Source organism: Undibacterium sp. KW1 (assembly GCF_009937955.1).
Lineage (GTDB): Bacteria > Pseudomonadota > Gammaproteobacteria > Burkholderiales > Burkholderiaceae_D > Undibacterium.
In genome coordinates this window covers 3,171,006-3,188,135 of sequence record NZ_AP018439.1, presented here as the reverse complement: position 1 = coordinate 3,188,135, position 17,130 = coordinate 3,171,006, and the positions used below count along the sequence as shown (strand labels likewise).

Sequence of the window (17,130 nt, the reverse complement as noted above, 5' to 3'; positions counted from 1 at the left end):
GGGTGGTGATGTCAACAATGACAGCAATATGGACCCATATATGTATCCATATAAGTTCTGCGCAAAAAACTTCCAGTTTCCTCTGGGAATTTGAAACTTAATTTTCTTTGTGTAAAAAACTGAATTGCCAAATTTTATGATGTGAAATCAATTTTTCATATTGTGAAAAATACTGACTCGCTGCACAAATTATTTTTCTCATTCTAAGAAATATAATTTCATATCGCAAAAAATGAATTTTAAGTATTTGATTTTAAACGATTAAATATTTGTCATATGTCTTATATAAGACCTTGTTGCTCCGCAAAAAATACTCTATTATTTCTCTCAACGGATGCACCTTTTCATTTGATTTGCCCACAGGAGAGAAATATGACAACTCGCGCACAACAAGTAGCAGAATTGCAAAAAGACTGGGATACCAATCCACGCTGGAACGGTATCAAGCGTAATTACACGGCAGAAGACGTAGTTCGCCTGCGTGGCTCCATGAAGGTTGAGCACACTATCGCCAAAAACGGCGCGATCAAATTGTGGGATCTGGTCAATAACGAGCCTTTCATCAATGCCCTGGGCGCGCTGACTGGTAACCAGGCCATGCAACAGGTTAAAGCTGGCTTGAAAGCCATCTACCTGTCTGGCTGGCAAGTTGCGGGTGACGCCAACGTTGCCGGTGAAATGTATCCTGATCAATCCCTGTACCCAGCCAATTCTGTACCACTGGTTGTTAAACGCATCAACAACACACTGACACGCGCTGACCAGATTCAATGGTCTGAAGGCAAAGACGACATCGACTTCTTCGCCCCTATCGTGGCCGATGCCGAAGCCGGCTTCGGTGGCGTATTGAATGCCTTTGAACTCATGAAAGCCATGATCGAAGCAGGCGCATCTGGTGTTCACTTTGAAGATCAACTGGCTTCTGTTAAAAAATGCGGCCACATGGGCGGCAAGGTTCTGGTTCCTACCCGTGAAGCGATTGAAAAACTGAACGCAGCACGTCTGGCTGCTGACATCATGGGCACATCCACCGTGATTTTGGCTCGTACCGATGCTGAAGCTGCTGATTTGCTGACATCTGACGTTGATCCTAACGACCAGCCTTTCTGCACAGGTGAGCGCACAGTTGAAGGCTTCTACAAAACCAAACCAGGTCTGGAACAAGCGATTTCCCGTGGCTTGGCTTATGCAGAATATGCAGACTTGATCTGGTGTGAAACTGGTAAACCTGATCTGGAATTCGCCAAGGCATTTGCTGACGCTATCCATGCCAAGTTCCCAGGTAAATTGCTGTCCTATAACTGCTCTCCCTCTTTCAACTGGAAGAAAAACCTGGACGATGCAACGATCGCCAAATTCCAGAAAGAACTGGGCGCAATGGGCTACAAATTCCAGTTCATCACATTGGCAGGCTTCCATGCATTGAACTACGGCATGTTCAACCTGGCACATGGCTACGCACGTCGCCAGATGTCTGCCTTCGTTGAATTGCAGGAAGCAGAATTCGCAGCGGCAGAAAAAGGCTTTACAGCTGTTAAGCATCAACGTGAAGTTGGTACTGGTTACTTTGATGCAGTGACACAAACTATCCAGCAAGGTAAGTCTTCTACAACAGCTTTGCATGGTTCTACTGAAGATGAACAATTCTTCGATGCAAAAAAAGTGGCATAAGTTTGTAAGGATAAGCAGTAGATAAGCTCCCAAGAAAAAACCGCACAGATTGTTATCTGTGCGGTTTTTTTATTGTTTTACCTAAGCTTAGAGTGCAGCTTGCTGGAATTTTTTTGGATTCAGCGCATTTGCTTTTGTATCTTTCTCTCACGCAGCAAGAGCCCGACAAAGCGCCAGGCCTGCGTCGTATAACGTTGCCACAAACGGCGCGGTTCGCTAGCCAGGCGCCAGAACCACTCCATGCCTGTCTTTTGCATCCACAGCGGTGCACGTTTTTTCTGGCCCAATGCAAATTCCATGGCTGCACCTACACACAATATTAATGGCACGTTGTCAGTGATGAATTGCGCGCGGTAGCGAAATGCCAGTCTTTCCTGTTTGGGCATGCCCAGGCAAATGAAAAGGATATTCGGTTTCGCAGCCTGTATGCGCTGTATAGCCATATCACTTTCTGCACCATCTGCAGTGAACTGCATGGACGGGCAAAAAATATCGACTTTCAATCCAGGGTAAGTCTTGGCGAATGATTCCAGTAACAGGCTTTCTTGCCCTGGCATGCCACCCAAAACAAAAATCGACAATTCTTTTTCTATGCAGCCACGGCATAGCGATACAAACAAATCTGCACCAGTCACACGTTCTGGCAAGGGCAGGGCGCACATCTTGCTGGCCCAGATTATCGGCATGCCATCGGCAAAAATATAATCTGAAGTGGCATAGAGGTTCTTGAATTCAGGCTCATATTCGAGCTTGGTCATGTGATCCACATTTGGCGTCACCACCACGCGGCTGGCATGGTCACGGCTGCTGGCAACTTCCAGCAAATGCTGGTTGGCCTCTGCAAAACGCATATTGCAGATGTCCAATCCGAATAGCCGGGTAATGAGTGGTTTTGTTGCAGGTGAATTCATGGCGTCTATGAATGAAATGGTAATTGATTATCGCATGCTTCAATCAAGTATTTGCCTCTATATATGCTCGAGCGCTGGAAGGTTACATGTGTCAATTTTCATTCCCCAGTTTTTTTATAAGTGAGCGCTTTCCAGAATATCCTGATATTGTGATAATTGTTGGGTAACGTGCTACTTTGTAGTGTCAATCGCTTGCGCTTGGCTTGTTGATGGCACTAAAGGAGACTTATGGAAAATATGCAGGTCAAACAGCGATTAAGTTTGGAAAGAAAACTAATTATCTGTTTGGGAATTATTGGTTTTGTAATTAGCATCTTGGCTGAGCCTCGTGCTGAAACTCATTTGTCTGCAGTTGCAGCGCAAATCCTGAAGATATTCTGTGTGGCGTTTGGATTTACTACTTATGCGGTTGTAATTAACCCAAAAAATAAGACGAGTCATGTGCTCATACTGTTTGTCGCTACCGTAGTATCGTATTTGGTGTTGGTTTTCAGTTAATGCTTAGTGATGATTTTTAGCCCTTCAACCTAAAGAAGTCTGACCATGTTCGACGATATAAATGCTCTAAATTTCCTGATTGTATTGGCAGTTTTATTTCCTCCGGCTTGGCTAGCATATCGTTCCCGTCAGGGCAGTAACGCTGCTTGGTATATTTTATATGCTTGGCTGGCTGGTTCTGCTATCAACGCCTGCTTAGGTTTGACATATTTTATGGTGGCATTGATAGGGTTTGTTCTTATTGGATTTGTGTACAGACAAAAATTAATGCTGCCTCAATTTTTTAAGAATAATACGGAAGCGAAGTAAGCTGCCACTGTTTGATGCTGGCGATTACGGAGCGCGACAAAAACTTGTATTAGTTTGAATTGGAAAAGTTTTTACATTAGGAAGTGCCATGCTTCACAGAACCAGAATAAAAATTTGCGGCTTGACCCGAGCAAAAGATGTTTGCTTTGTTGTCGAATCTGGGGCTGATGCCTTGGGCTTCGTCTTTTATCCACCCAGCCCTCGTTATGTCACACCTGACACTGCCGGGGCTTTGCTGCGCGAAATTCCTCCCTTTGTCATGTCGGTGGGCCTGTTCGTCAATATTGACGAGGCAGGCTTGCAAGAGGTCATTAATAAGGCTCCCGTGCAATTGCTGCAATTCCACGGCGATGAAACACCTGAACAATGCGCCAGCCTGGCCGCTTGTGTGAATCGTCCTTTTATTCGTGCATATCGCGTCAAAGCTGACACAAGGCCTGAGGATTTGCTAGAATGTGAGCAGTCTTATCGTAAGGCTAGTCCTTTATTCAGTGGTTTATTGCTAGATACCCATGTTGATGGGTATGGCGGTAGTGGAAAGGTTTTTGATTGGTCTCTCATTCCAAAAGAGCTCGCGCCTCGGGTCGTTTTAAGTGGTGGCTTGAGCGTACAGAACGCGACTGGCGCAGTTAGTCAGGTTCGCCCGTTTGCGGTCGACATCAGCAGTGGTGTGGAAGCAGCAAAGGGTATAAAGGATGAGGCCAGCGTGCGCGCGTTTATCGAAGCGGTGCGTCTGGCAGATAATCAGGAATAGTGATGTGGCGTGGGGTAGCTCCCCAATGCATCGCTTTCAAGCCAGTTTGAAGGAAAGAAAATGAAAGAACTCCAGTCTTTGGATGCTCAGTTCGAGCGCCAGTCTATCGCCGGTCAGGCAATTTATCAGTCAGCCCAATATCATTTACCGGATTCACGTGGTCATTTTGGTCAGTTTGGTGGCACTTTTGTATCTGAAACCCTGACTCATGCATTGACGGAACTTAAAGAAGCGTATGCCAAGTACCAAAATGATCCTGAATTTTTGGCGGAGTTTCGCAATGAATTAAAGTACTTTGTCGGTCGCCCATCGCCTGTGTATCACGCCAAACGCTGGTCAGATTTGATGGGTGGGGCGCAAATCTATTTCAAGCGTGAAGATCTGAATCATACGGGTGCCCACAAGATTAATAATGTGATCGGCCAGGCTCTACTGGCCAAGCGCATGGGTAAGCCACGGGTTATTGCTGAGACCGGTGCGGGTCAGCATGGCGTGGCTACTGCCACTATCTGTGCCCGATTTGGACTCGAATGCGTGGTCTATATGGGGTCGGAAGACGTCAAGCGCCAGGCGCAAAACGTGTATCGCATGAAGTTGCTTGGTGCGACCGTGGTACCGGTAGAGTCCGGTTCCAAGACCCTGAAAGATGCGCTGAACGAAGCCATGCGTGACTGGGTCGCGAATGTCGATAATACTTTTTACATCATAGGCACGGTGGCAGGGCCACATCCTTATCCCATGATGGTCAGGGACTTCCAGTCCGTTATCGGTGAAGAGTGCTTATGGCAGATGCCTGAGCAAACCGGACGTCAGCCAGACTATGTGGTGGCTTGCGTAGGCGGTGGCTCGAATGCCATGGGTATTTTTTATCCTTATATCGATCATCAGCAAGTCAGGCTCATCGGTGTCGAAGCAGCGGGTGAGGGGCTGGAAAGTGGCAAGCATTCTGCCTCGCTGACGGCAGGCTCACCCGGTGTGCTGCATGGTAACCGTACTTATTTGTTGCAGGATGAGAATGGCCAGGTCATAGAAACCCATTCTGTCTCAGCTGGCCTGGATTATCCGGGTGTGGGTCCTGAACATGCTTGGTTGAAGGAAAGTGGTCGCGCGCAGTATGTGACCATCACAGATGATGAGGCGCTCGAGGCTTTTCATGATTGCTGTCGCATTGAAGGCATTATTCCTGCGCTGGAATCCAGTCACGCTCTTGCCTATGCCGCCAAGCTCGCTGCGACTTTACCCAAGGATAAGATCGTCCTGGCAAACCTGTCTGGCCGTGGTGACAAGGATATGCATACCGTGGCTGAACGGGCAGGGCTGAAATTCTGATTTGCCTTTGAGTAAACATGCGGGCGCATACATATAGAGATGTGGCCTGCATGCCTTCCCTATTAAGAATTGAGATTGATGCCACCGCAGGAGTGATGTCCTGGACAGCGCATAGCGCATCAAATAAGGACCAACAAGATGTCAAGAATTCAAAATACCATGGCTGCTTTGGCGGCTAACAATAAAAGAGGTTTAATCCCTTTCATCACTGCGGGTGACCCCGCACCTGATTTAACTGTACCTTTAATGCATGCTCTGGTCGAGGGCGGGGCCGATATTATCGAGCTGGGCGTGCCGTTTTCTGATCCCATGGCGGATGGCCCTGTCATTCAGCGCGCCTCTGAAAGAGCGCTGCAATTTGGAGTTGGCTTGCGGGATGTATTACAATTCGTCCGCGAATTCCGGCAAAGTAATCAAAAGACACCAGTTGTGCTCATGGGTTATGCCAATCCCATAGAGCGCATGGGGCAGGATGCATTCATTGCCAAGGCTGCTGAAGTTGGAGTGGATGGTGTGCTGGTAGTGGATTACCCGCCGGAAGAATGTGAAGAATTTGCAAGTAAAATGCAGCAACAGGGGATGGACACAATATTCCTGCTGGCACCGACATCGACTGACGAGCGCATAGAGCAAGTTGGTAAAATTGCCAGTGGTTATGTGTATTATGTGTCGCTGAAGGGTGTTACCGGTTCTGGTGCATTGGATCTGGATGCGGTTGCCGCCATGATCCCGCGCATCAAAAAGCATGTCAAAGTACCGGTAGGTGTGGGCTTTGGCATACGTGACGGGGCGACGGCGAGAGCCATTTCCACAGTGTCGGATGCGGTGGTGATAGGCTCGCGCATCATCCAGGAACTGGAAAATACCCCGCGTGGAGACGTAATTGCCGCAGTTGCTGCAGTGAAAAGCTTTATTTCTGGTGTCAGACAGGCTTTGGACGAGTAAAATACGCGCCTGACTGGTTCTTTTACCAGAATGAACCTGATGCCGGGTTGTTAAAAAGACAGCCTGGCGGCCATAAGGAGAAAACATGAGTTGGTTAGAAAAACTGTTGCCGCCGCGTATACAACGCTCGGAATCTGCAAATCGTAAGTCGATTCCTGAAGGTTTGTGGGTCAAGTGCCCCTCTTGCGAAGCGGTGCTGTATCGTTCTGATCTGGAAGCCAATATCCATGTTTGCCCAAAATGCAGCCATCATTTGCGTATAGGCGCACGTGAACGTCTGGATGCCTTGCTTGATGCCGGTGGTCGTTATGAAATCGGCCAGGAAGTCTTGCCTATCGATACACTGAAATTCAAAGACAGCAAAAAATACCCTGATCGCCTCAAAGATGCGCTGGAAACTACCGGTGAGACTGATGCCCTGGTAGTCATGGGTGGCTCCATCATGGCTGTGCCTGTAGTTGCTGCTTGTTTCGAGTTTGAATTCATGGGTGGTTCCATGGGTTCTGTCGTTGGTGAGCGGTTCGTGCGTGGTGCGCAAGCGGCACTGGAGCAAAAAGTACCTTTCATTTGCTTTACCGCTACCGGTGGTGCACGTATGCAAGAGGGTTTGTTGTCCCTCATGCAGATGGCAAAAACCACGTCCATGCTTACCAAGTTGTCTGAAAAGAAACTGCCTTTCATTTCTGTACTGACTGATCCTACCATGGGCGGTGTATCCGCTTCTTTCGCCTTCCTTGGCGATGTAGTGATTGCCGAGCCTAAAGCCTTGATCGGCTTTGCTGGCCCACGCGTGATTGAAAATACCGTGCGTGAGAAATTGCCGGAAGGCTTCCAGCGCTCTGAATTCCTGCTGCAAAAAGGCGCGATCGACATGATCGTTGACCGTCGCAAGATGCGTGAAGAAATCGCGCGTTTGCTGGCGCTGTTGCAAAACCAGCCCGCTGAAGCAGTATCCTCCTGATTTATAGTGTATACCTAATAAGCCCGAAGCATTTTGTTCGGGCTTTTTTTATCTTATGACAAATTTACCTGCCACCCTGGCTGACTGGCTGGCCGTACTTGAAACCCGCCATTCTAAAGAAATCGACATGGGCCTGGACCGCGTTGCTGCGGTCAAGAACAAGCTGGCGATCCACTATGATTGCCCTGTCATCATGGTCGCTGGCACCAATGGCAAAGGCTCTACCTGCGCCATGCTGGAAGCAGTGTTGATGCAGGCCGGTTACCGTGTCGGCTTGTACAGCAAGCCACATTTTCTTGACTTCAATGAGCGTGCCCGCATCAATGGCGAGATGGTCAAGGACGATGTCTTTATCTCTACTTTCAATGCGGTTGAAGAGGCTCGTGGCGATATTTCGCTGACCTACTTTGAATTTACTACGTTGGCAATTTGCAAATTGCTGGCTGATGCCAAGCTTGACGTGGTGATTCTCGAAGTTGGTCTCGGAGGTCGCCTGGATGCGGTGAATGTCATTGATGCCGATGTCTCCATTGTTACCAGCATTGATATCGACCATATTGATTACCTCGGTGATACCCGCGAAAAGATAGGCTTTGAAAAGGCCGGCATCTTCCGTCCGGGCAAGGCAGCTATTTGTGGTGATCCTTTGCCACCCCAGTCCCTGATAGACCATGCCAATGCCATAGGTGCAGACTTGTGGTTGTTTGGCCGCGATTTCAACTATAACGGTGATAAGCAGCAATGGAATTTTGCGGGCCGCAGCCAGCGCCGTAATTCCCTTGGCTATCCCAGTTTGCGCGGTGCCAACCAGCTCTTGAATGCGTCTGCCGTGCTGGCCGCGCTGGAAGCACTGAAGCTCGAACTGCCAGTGGGTGCGCAAGAAGTGCGTACTGGTCTGGTGATGGTGGATTTGCCGGGTCGCTTCCAGGTCATGCCAGGTCGCCCTACCGTGGTGCTGGATGTAGCGCATAATCCGCACGCCGCCGCTACGCTGGCACAAAATCTCGACAATATGGGTTTTCATGCCTATACCTACGCGGTATTTGGTTCCATGCTCGATAAGGATATTGACGGCGTGATTGCTCAATTGAAAGAAAAAGTCGATCACTGGTGCGTCACGGCCTTGCCTTTGCCGCGAGCGGCCCCAGTTGAGGTATTGAAAGACAAATTGGTCGCCGCTGGCGTGCTGGCAGATACTGAAAAAACCGTCACCAGTTTTGATACGCCAGAGCAGGCATATGCAGACGCCATCAGCAAGGCGGGCGAAAATGATAGAATAGTGGTCTTTGGATCCTTTCTGACGGTGGCAGGTGTGATGCGCGCCCGTCGTTCTGCACTCCATTGATGTTTTTTGCAAGCCGGTTTGTTGCTGACGGACCCGCTTGCTAACCAACCAGAAATTTGCACATGGGTTTGCTCTCGCGTTTTACACAGAAGCAAGAAACTTCCGATACTCAGGATAGCGGTGAATTCCGTTCCCGCGCTGAAGAAGAGAGTATCGAAACTCGTTCCAGGACAAAAAAGGCCGAGCCCAGAAGGCGCTCCAAGGTCGATGATCCCATATTGCCAGAGAAAAAACGTGCCAGGCGCCGCCTGATAGGTGCCGTTGCACTGGCACTGGCTGCCATCATAGGCTTGCCTATGATCCTCGATTCTGATCCCAAGCCTTTGCCGGATGATATTAATATCCGCATTCCCTCCAAGGATAAAACGCCGGACATCGCTGCCGATGCTGTCGCGCCAAAATCCAAAAAACAGCTGCCAGATGAGCCGCCTGAAGAAATAATAGAAGTACCAGCGACGCCAAAAAACAAAGTCGCTGCCAATGATGGCGCCGACAGACAGGTCAAGTCCATGACCACTGCGGGCGCTACTACGCTAGCCCAGACTGCGCCAGCCACAGCCAAGCCAGTCAAGCCTGAAGTAAAGACAGAAGCAAAACCAGAAACAAAGACAGAAACCAAACCTGTAGTAAAAGCAGAAAGCAAACCTGAACCAAAAGTTGAGGTAAAGCCAGTTCCAGCTCCAGTCAAAGCGGTGGAGAAGGATGTGGCTACGGCAAAAAATGAACCTAAAGCTGAAGCCAAGCCTGCCAAGCCCGAAAAAACTGATGTCAAACCAGTTGTCGCCAAACCAGGTAATGCCGATGATGAGGCCGCCCGTGCGCTGGCCATACTCGAGGGTAAAACTCCACCAGCTGCCAAGCCGGTAGTCAGCAAGCCAGAAGCCGCAGACAAACCTGCAGAAAAATCATCTTACACGGTGCAGGCAGGCGCGTTTTCCACACAATCCAAAGTGGATGAAGTGCAAGCCAAGCTGAACGCGGCGAATATACGTTCATATACGCAAAAGATCATCACCACGAATGGTGAAGTGACAAGGATCAGGGTAGGCCCCTTTGCTTCGAAAGAAGAGGCAGATAAAATGCGCGCCAAATTAAGCAAGCTGGGCCTGAGCGCCAGCCTGCCACCTAACTAATGAGTAAGGAATATCTGGCGTGACATTGTTTGATTATCTCGTGCTGCTGATCCTGGTTTGTTCTATCGTGATCAGTACGCTGCGCGGTTTAATTAAAGAAATTTTGTCACTGGTTAGCTGGGTGGTCGCATTTGTGGTTGCCAATGCCTATAGTGATGTATTGGCGACGTGGTTGCCATCCATGGTGCCTGGCCAGATGTTGCGCCTGATCGTTGCCTTTATTGCCCTGTTTATCGGTGTGCGCCTGTTGATGGCGCTGATCATGATGGCGGTGGATGCCATGATCAAGGCCAGCGGCCTGACATTGGCAGACCGGGGTCTGGGTGGTCTGTTTGGTCTGGCGCGTGGTTGCATACTGGTGTTGGCAGCCGTGCTGGTGTGCGGTATGACATCCATACCGCAGCAGCCATTCTGGACACAGGCATGGCTTAGCCCTCTTGCGGAAACTGCAGCGCGCACGGTGATCCCGTTGCTGCCGGTCTCGGTTTCGGAGCATGTAAAGTTTTAATTGTTTTTTTTAGGAGTCCACCATGTGTGGCATCGTAGGCGTATTCTCAAATAATCCTGTCAATCAACTGATTTATGACGCGCTGCTATTGTTGCAGCATCGTGGTCAGGACGCAGCTGGTATCGCAACAAACCATGGCAATAAATTCGCCATGCATAAAGCGAATGGACTCGTGCGTGACGTTTTTCGTACCCGCAATATGCGTTCTTTGCCTGGTAATGTAGGTATCGGGCAGGTACGTTATCCAACCGCCGGTTCCACCAGTGAAGAAGAAGCGCAACCGTTTTATGTCAATGCACCATTTGGTATCGTGCTGGCGCATAACGGCAACCTGACCAATGCAGTGGAGCTGAAGATAGAGCTGTTCAAGAATGACCGCCGTCATTTGAATACTGACTCTGACTCTGAAGTCTTGCTCAACATCCTGGCGCATCAGATACAGGAAGTCACCAGCGGCTATTCACTTGATCCTGAAGGCCTGTTCCGCGCCGTTGCCATGCTGCACAGGCGTGTACGTGGTTCGTATGCCGTTGTTGCGCAAATCTCTGGCTATGGCTTGCTGGCTTTCCGTGACCCTTTTGGTATCCGTCCTTTGTGTGTCGGTGTTTCACAGACCGAAAACGGCACTGAATACATGATCGCCAGCGAATCAGTTGCGCTCGAAGGCCTGGGCTTCAAGTTCCTGCGTGACGTAGAACCGGGTGAGGCTCTGTTCGTCGATATGGATGGCAAATTGCATACCCAGCAATGTGCTGATAATCCTAGCTTGAACCCATGCGCATTTGAATATGTGTATCTGGCCCGTCCTGATTCCATCATCGATGGTGCCTCGGTGTATCTGACCCGCCTGAAAATGGGTGAGTATCTGGCCGACAAGGTACGTAATCAATTCCGCGATGGTGAAATTGATGTCGTCATGCCGATCCCAGATTCTTCCCGTCCATCGGCAATGGAATTGGCGCAAAAATTGAATCTTGATTATCGCGAAGGCTTTATCAAGAACCGCTACATAGGCCGTACGTTCATGATGCCGGGCCAGGCAGTGCGTCGTAAGTCTGTACGCCAAAAGTTGAACGCCATTGGTTCTGAATTCAAGGGCAAGAGTGTTTTGCTGGTCGATGACTCCATCGTGCGTGGCACGACCAGCCGTGAAATCGTGCAAATGGCACGCGAATCTGGTGCAAGGCGTGTGATTTTTGCCTCTGCTGCGCCACCGGTGCAATTCCCTAACGTTTACGGTATCGATATGCCTACCCGCAGTGAATTGATCGCCTATGGCCGTAGTGAAGAAGAAGTCTGCCGTGAAATCACTGCTGATGCCCTCGTGTATCAGGATGTGGCGGCGATGAAGCGCTCGATTTCTGATGTTAATCCGCTGTTGAAAAACATAGAAGCATCCTGCTTCGATGGTTTTTACATCACGGGTGACGTCACGTCTGGTTATCTCGATAAGCTGGAAACAGCGCGTAATAGCCCGCGTCCAGATACTGAAGACTTGCTGCGTTCGCAGTTGAACCTGAACCTGGCCGACCGCGCCGACTGATCATGAAGATCCAAGCCAGCCTGAAAACGGTGGGCTGAACTTAAAAACCTGCTTACTTCAAATAAGCAGGTTTTTTTATGTCTTTGCGCTTGGTATTGCCATATCTGTTGCAAACTCGCGCATAGTCAGGATTCTTGTTTGCTGTAAAAGCATTGTTTGAATTACCATTGCTGACACTGGTTCTTTAAATTGTGTTCAATTGTTCTCCATTAAGGCAAATCCCATGGTTAGCACGCTGCTGGATGTACAGAACTTGACTAAATCATATGGCGCACGCAAGGTCGTTGATGATGTTTCATTTACTATTGAACGCGGGCAAACCTTGGGTTTGCTAGGGCCAAACGGAGCGGGCAAATCAACCACAGTCAGCATGATTTGCGGCTTGTTACAGCCTGAGCAGGGCAAGGTATTGCTGGATGGGCAGACCATGGGGGCTGGTAATAATGCGGTAAAATTCAAGATAGGGCTGGTACCGCAAGACCTGGCGCTGTATGACGAATTGCCAGCAAGAGAAAACCTCAAGTTGTTTGGTGCCTTGTATGGCCTGTCTGGCAGCAAGTTGCAACAGCGCTGTGATGCTGTGCTGGAACTGGTCAATCTGGCAGACAGGGCAGGCGATAAACCCTTGACGTTTTCAGGCGGTATGAAGCGTCGCCTGAATATTGCCGCAGCACTTTTGCATGACCCGGAATTATTGATACTGGATGAGCCGACTGTAGGTGTCGACCCGCAAAGCCGCAATGCGATTTTTGACAGCCTGGATGTACTCAAGGCACAAGGCCGCACGCTTATCTATACCAGTCATTACATGGAGGAAGTTGAGCGCCTGGCTGACCATATCGTCATCATCGATCATGGCAAAGTCATCGCCAATGAAACCCCGGCAGATTTATATCGCCGTTTGCCTGCCAAGGCAGCATTGCAACTGGATTTGAATACGCAGATCACTGAGGCAGATGTTGCTGCCATGAGTGTCTTGCCAGGGGTCGATAGTGTGCACATGTCAGACCAGGGCAAGCATCTGGATGTGACGCTGACTGAGCATGAGGTAGCTTTTGGTTTGCTGAGTTGGCTGGCAAAAAACGGCTACAAGACCAATCACTTTGCGACTGCAAAAACCAATCTTGAAGCGGTATTTCTGACCCTGACCGGGCGCAGTCTGCGCGACTGATTTTGTTTCCGATTTATTCCTGAAGTCTCTCCAATAAGAATGCGAAATACTAAGGAAACATAATGACTGCCCTGATCGCACTGATACGAAAAGACCTGATCTTGTTCCTGGCTGACCGCCGCGCTTTATTGCTTAATCTGGTGATGCCTATCCTGTTGGGGGCATTCTTTGGATTTGTCACTGGTGGCAGAGAGGCTAAAGATGCGGCCAAGATAGAGATCGCCGTGATCAGTCAGGATGATCATGTGATCAGCCAGAAAATAGTAAAGGGCTTGAAGGAGGAGGCCACTTTGTCGGTCAAGGAATTACCCCTGGAAGAGGCCAAGGCTCTGGTGCTGAAAGGCAAGCTCAATATGGCAGTCCTGATACCTGAGAAATTTGGTGACCAGGCTGGCGGGGCCTTGTTTGGGGGCAGGGAAAAGCCGGAGTTGCTTATTTTTTACGACCCTTCGCAAACCGCAGTGCTGGCCATGGTCAAGGGCATGCTGACGCAGCAAGTCATGCAAAGTGTCAGTGCTGAAATGTTTGGTGGCAAGTCAGGTACCAAGTTCATAGACCAGAGCCTGCAAGAGCTGGAAAAGATGGATGAAGCCAATAAAAATAAAGGTGAGCTGCATGATTTTCTTGGTAGCCTGAAAAAATTCCAGCTTAGCCAGCAAAAAACTGAAGTCGCAGATACTGCTGCAACTGCTGATTCAGCAAGCGCTTCTGCTGCAAAATCAACAGATGCAGCAAAGGCTGTAAATACTGGCTTGAGCATGCCCTTCGTTACCAAGGATCAAGCCATGACCGCAGGTGACCCGGTCACCAATAAATACAATGGCTATGCTCATTCATTTGCAGGCATGAGCGTGCAGTTTATTTTGTTCATGGCGATAGATGCGGGCATAGGCATACTGCTGGCGAGGCGGCTGGGTTTGTGGAACCGCTTGCTGGCCGCGCCAGTTGGCTTGAACACGGTGCTGATCGCCAGGGCCCTGTCATGTGCCTTGATTGCCTGTGGTCTCATGTGTTTTATTTTCCTGGTGGCCGTCTTCGTCTTCAATGTGCATATAGCGGGAAGTCTGCCCGGGTTTATAGGTGTGGTGATTTCTTTTTCCCTGATGACAGCCAGCTTTGGATTGTTGATTGCTGCTTTTGGCAAAACCCCTGAGGCGGCGCGTGGCATATCGGTGTTTGCGACCCTGATCATGGTCATGCTCAGCGGTGCCTGGATGCCGTCATTCATGTTTCCTCAATGGTTACAAAGTCTGACCCTGATCGTGCCTACACGCTGGGCTGTCGATGGTCTCGATGCCATGACCTGGCGTGGCCTTGGTTTGGATGCAGCTTTGCCTGCCATAGGTGTGCAACTGGCTTTTGCGGCTGTTTTTGGGGTAATTGCACTATGGCGCTTTCGTAAAAACTGAAAGCCATAGTTTTTGTCTGGTATCACAAAGTAACGATCACCGGCCCACTGTTTCAATTCTATACAAATATGAACCTGTGTTTGCTGGTATTCAAGCTTGCTTAAAAATACAATCTTGGCATGAGAGTACAGGTATGCCTGTGCTCATGCAGTTTTGTATTTTCTTGTTTGAAGCCTATGTATCCAAAATTTAGATTGCGTACCCTGACACTGGCGGTTGCCAGTGTTTTCTCAGTGACCACGTTTGCTTATGCGCAAACTACTCCACCAGAAACCGTAAAAAGCACTGAAGAAAATTCTCAGGATGCGAAGGCCAAGGCCAGGACGGGAGACAAAAAAACTGAAGCAGCCAGCAAGGACAATATACAAAAAGTCACCATCAGTGGTGGCCGTACTGACCAGGACGAGCGCCGTCAATCGACCGCCGCCAAGATTATCTTTGGCCGTGAAGAACTCGATAGAAATGGCGACAGCAATCTCGGTGATGTATTGAAACGTCTGCCCGGCGTCACCGTCGGTGGCAGACCAGGTCGTGGCGGAGACATACGCATGCGTGGCATGGGCAATGGCTATACCCAGATACTGCTCAATGGTGAACGTGCGCCACGTGGGTTTTCCATGGATAGCCTGACACCTGACCAGGTAGAACGCATAGAAATCATACGCGGTACCGTGGCTGAATACAGCACCCAGGCGATTGCTGGCACCATTAATGTTGTCTTGCGGGAGGATTACAAGCAAAAAGATATCGACCTGAAATTATCCCTTGGTTATGAACAGGGCAGGTTGGCACCGAATGTGTCGCTGACAGTGCCTGGTGAAATGGGTAGTTTGTCGTATGCCTTGAGTGGTTCTGTTTTTCAGAATCGTCAGCATGATGATGGCAGTACTTTTACCAATTCTTATGATCATAGTCCAGACCGTCCTTCTCAGACTTTAATACAGAATCAATATGATCAAACCAATAGGAAAACGACAGGTATCCATTTAACGCCGCGTTTTAATTATAAGTTTGAAAATGGCGATACTTTGATGGTGCAACCATTTTTGATGAATTCACGTAGTGATTCCAGTACTCAAAGTACTGTCAACGAGATTTATCGCTTTCCTCTGCCGGACCCCAGTACGAAAACTGTTGAGGACTTTGCAGTCGCAACCGGATCTGCGCATGCTGAAACAACATTCTTGCGCGGTTTTGGTAACTGGCAGCATAAGTTTGAAGGTAATTCCAAACTTAATATCAAATTTGGTGGCGGCCTGGGCAAGATGGATAGCAATTCCTTGCGCTATCAGTTTGATAAAAATGGTAACCAGATCGACATGATCAGCGATGTCAATAACACCCGGGACAGCAGTATCAACACTGGCGGTAAGTTCACCATGCCTTATGGCGAAGGACATACACTGGCAGCAGGTTGGGACCTGGAAATGGGCAAGCGCAGCCAGACCCGCATTTCTCTCGATAATGGTAAGCCGCAGTTTGCCGAATCCGGTGACAACCTGGATGCCAATACTCGTCGCCTGGCTGTTTTTGCTCAGGACGAATTTGATATCAATCCACAATTCTCTGCTTACGCAGGTTTGCGCTGGGAAGGCATCAGGACCAGCAGTACGGTGGGTGGTAATGCGATAGAAAATACCAGTAGCGTCTGGAGCCCGGTCTTGCATGGCGTCTGGCGTATTCCTGGTGCTGGCAAGGATCAGATCAGAGCAAGTTTGACTCAAAGTTACCGTGCGCCAGCATTGAATGATTTGATCGCTGTGACTAGTATTTCCAATCAAAACAGTTTTTATCGCCCTGACCGCACCGGCAATCCGTTCTTGAAGCCTGAGTTATCCAAAGGTATTGATCTCGCTTTTGAACATTATTTGACGCGCGCAGGTATTATCAGTGCTAACTTTTTTGTTCGCGATATCAATAATCTGATACGCAGAAGCACAGATCCGGTTCAGGTTTTGGATTTGGCAGATGGTTTGTACAAGACGCGCCAGATTTCCAAGCCTGTGAATATCGGTCACGCAACGACCAAAGGTATAGAATTGGAAGCTAAATTCCAGTTGCAGGAATTCTTCCCCGATGGCCCGGCTATTGATGTGCGCAGCAACTATAGCCATTTCTGGTCCACTGTGGATGATATCAAGGGGCCGAATAATCGCCTTGACCAGCAACCTACACAAACTGCCAATTTTGGCCTTGATTATCGTCCGGCAGGTATCCCGCTGACTGTTGGTGGAAATATCAACTGGACGCCAGCCTATGAAATACAAAGCAGCAACGTCCAGATCAACCAGACTGGTATCAAACGTCAAGTAGACCTGTACGGTTTGTGGAAATTCAATCCAAACTTGCAAGTGCGCCTGTCCGCCAATAATCTGCGGGCCAATGATTATCAGAATGGCAGTATAGTGAACTCGGACACGCTAAATCGTATTGACTACAATACATCCAAAACCTATACCACCTGGACATTGCGTGTAGAGATGAAGCTGTAAGTCATGCTATAAAAATAAGGGATCGTGCAGTGCAGCACGATCCTGTCTTGGAGAGTACAATACTTCAGTAGGGCGGTGTATCGGTGCACGATGTAAAGATGCATACACAAGCAATTCCTGGCTAAAACAGGCAGTCTGGAAAAAGATTAAC

The 17,130-nt window shown here is 49.0% G+C and carries 15 protein-coding genes; 14 read left to right on the top strand and 1 reads right to left on the bottom strand.

Annotated features, from left to right (window positions below):
- Positions 1-372: 372 nt before the first annotated feature.
- The gene (gene aceA / locus UNDKW_RS14315) at positions 373-1,671 is read left to right on the top strand and encodes an isocitrate lyase (protein WP_110253821.1); all 1,299 of its coding nucleotides are present in this window, start codon (positions 373-375) and stop codon (positions 1,669-1,671) included.
- Positions 1,672-1,790: 119 nt separating this feature from the next.
- Here aceA and UNDKW_RS14310 read toward each other — a convergent pair whose 3' ends face one another.
- Positions 1,791-2,582: a WecB/TagA/CpsF family glycosyltransferase gene (locus UNDKW_RS14310; RefSeq protein WP_232063387.1), complete on the bottom strand. Its 792-nt coding sequence runs from the start codon at positions 2,580-2,582 to the stop codon at positions 1,791-1,793.
- A 228-nt stretch (positions 2,583-2,810) separates the two neighbouring features.
- On the opposite strand from UNDKW_RS14310, the gene UNDKW_RS14305 reads away from it, so the two are divergent.
- From UNDKW_RS14305 to UNDKW_RS14245, 13 genes are all read left to right on the top strand, one after another.
- Positions 2,811-3,080 (top strand): hypothetical protein, encoded by a 270-nt coding sequence (locus UNDKW_RS14305; protein ID WP_162059236.1) that lies wholly within the window; start codon positions 2,811-2,813, stop codon positions 3,078-3,080.
- 45 nt (positions 3,081-3,125) lie between these two features.
- On the top strand, positions 3,126-3,389 hold the full coding sequence (locus UNDKW_RS14300) for a hypothetical protein (RefSeq protein ID WP_162059235.1): 264 nt from the start codon (positions 3,126-3,128) through the stop codon (positions 3,387-3,389).
- An 88-nt stretch (positions 3,390-3,477) separates the two neighbouring features.
- Positions 3,478-4,143, top strand: a complete 666-nt coding sequence (locus tag UNDKW_RS14295) for a phosphoribosylanthranilate isomerase (RefSeq protein WP_162059234.1) — start codon at positions 3,478-3,480, stop codon at positions 4,141-4,143.
- Positions 4,144-4,203: 60 nt separating this feature from the next.
- The gene (gene trpB / locus UNDKW_RS14290; protein WP_162059233.1) at positions 4,204-5,472 is read left to right on the top strand and encodes a tryptophan synthase subunit beta; all 1,269 of its coding nucleotides are present in this window, start codon (positions 4,204-4,206) and stop codon (positions 5,470-5,472) included.
- 138 nt (positions 5,473-5,610) lie between these two features.
- Positions 5,611-6,417, top strand: coding sequence for a tryptophan synthase subunit alpha (trpA, locus tag UNDKW_RS14285; protein ID WP_162059232.1), 807 nt, complete (start codon positions 5,611-5,613; stop codon positions 6,415-6,417).
- 85 nt (positions 6,418-6,502) lie between these two features.
- Positions 6,503-7,378, top strand: coding sequence for an acetyl-CoA carboxylase, carboxyltransferase subunit beta (gene accD, locus UNDKW_RS14280; protein WP_162059231.1), 876 nt, complete (start codon positions 6,503-6,505; stop codon positions 7,376-7,378).
- Between the two features lie 55 nt (positions 7,379-7,433).
- A complete protein-coding gene (folC, locus tag UNDKW_RS14275) occupies positions 7,434-8,723 on the top strand; it encodes a bifunctional tetrahydrofolate synthase/dihydrofolate synthase (protein ID WP_162059230.1) in 1,290 nt (429 codons plus the stop codon).
- 62 nt (positions 8,724-8,785) lie between these two features.
- Positions 8,786-9,856, top strand: a complete 1,071-nt coding sequence (locus tag UNDKW_RS14270) for an SPOR domain-containing protein (RefSeq protein WP_162059229.1) — start codon at positions 8,786-8,788, stop codon at positions 9,854-9,856.
- Between the two features lie 19 nt (positions 9,857-9,875).
- Positions 9,876-10,364: a CvpA family protein gene (locus UNDKW_RS14265; RefSeq protein WP_162059228.1), complete on the top strand. Its 489-nt coding sequence runs from the start codon at positions 9,876-9,878 to the stop codon at positions 10,362-10,364.
- A gap of 22 nt (positions 10,365-10,386) precedes the next feature.
- The gene (gene purF, locus UNDKW_RS14260; protein ID WP_162041689.1) at positions 10,387-11,907 is read left to right on the top strand and encodes an amidophosphoribosyltransferase; all 1,521 of its coding nucleotides are present in this window, start codon (positions 10,387-10,389) and stop codon (positions 11,905-11,907) included.
- A gap of 223 nt (positions 11,908-12,130) precedes the next feature.
- Positions 12,131-13,078 (top strand): ABC transporter ATP-binding protein, encoded by a 948-nt coding sequence (locus UNDKW_RS14255; protein WP_162059227.1) that lies wholly within the window; start codon positions 12,131-12,133, stop codon positions 13,076-13,078.
- 62 nt (positions 13,079-13,140) lie between these two features.
- Positions 13,141-14,487 (top strand): ABC transporter permease, encoded by a 1,347-nt coding sequence (locus tag UNDKW_RS14250; RefSeq protein WP_162059226.1) that lies wholly within the window; start codon positions 13,141-13,143, stop codon positions 14,485-14,487.
- A 176-nt stretch (positions 14,488-14,663) separates the two neighbouring features.
- Positions 14,664-16,979 (top strand): TonB-dependent siderophore receptor, encoded by a 2,316-nt coding sequence (locus UNDKW_RS14245; protein WP_162059225.1) that lies wholly within the window; start codon positions 14,664-14,666, stop codon positions 16,977-16,979.
- Positions 16,980-17,130 lie beyond the last annotated feature (151 nt).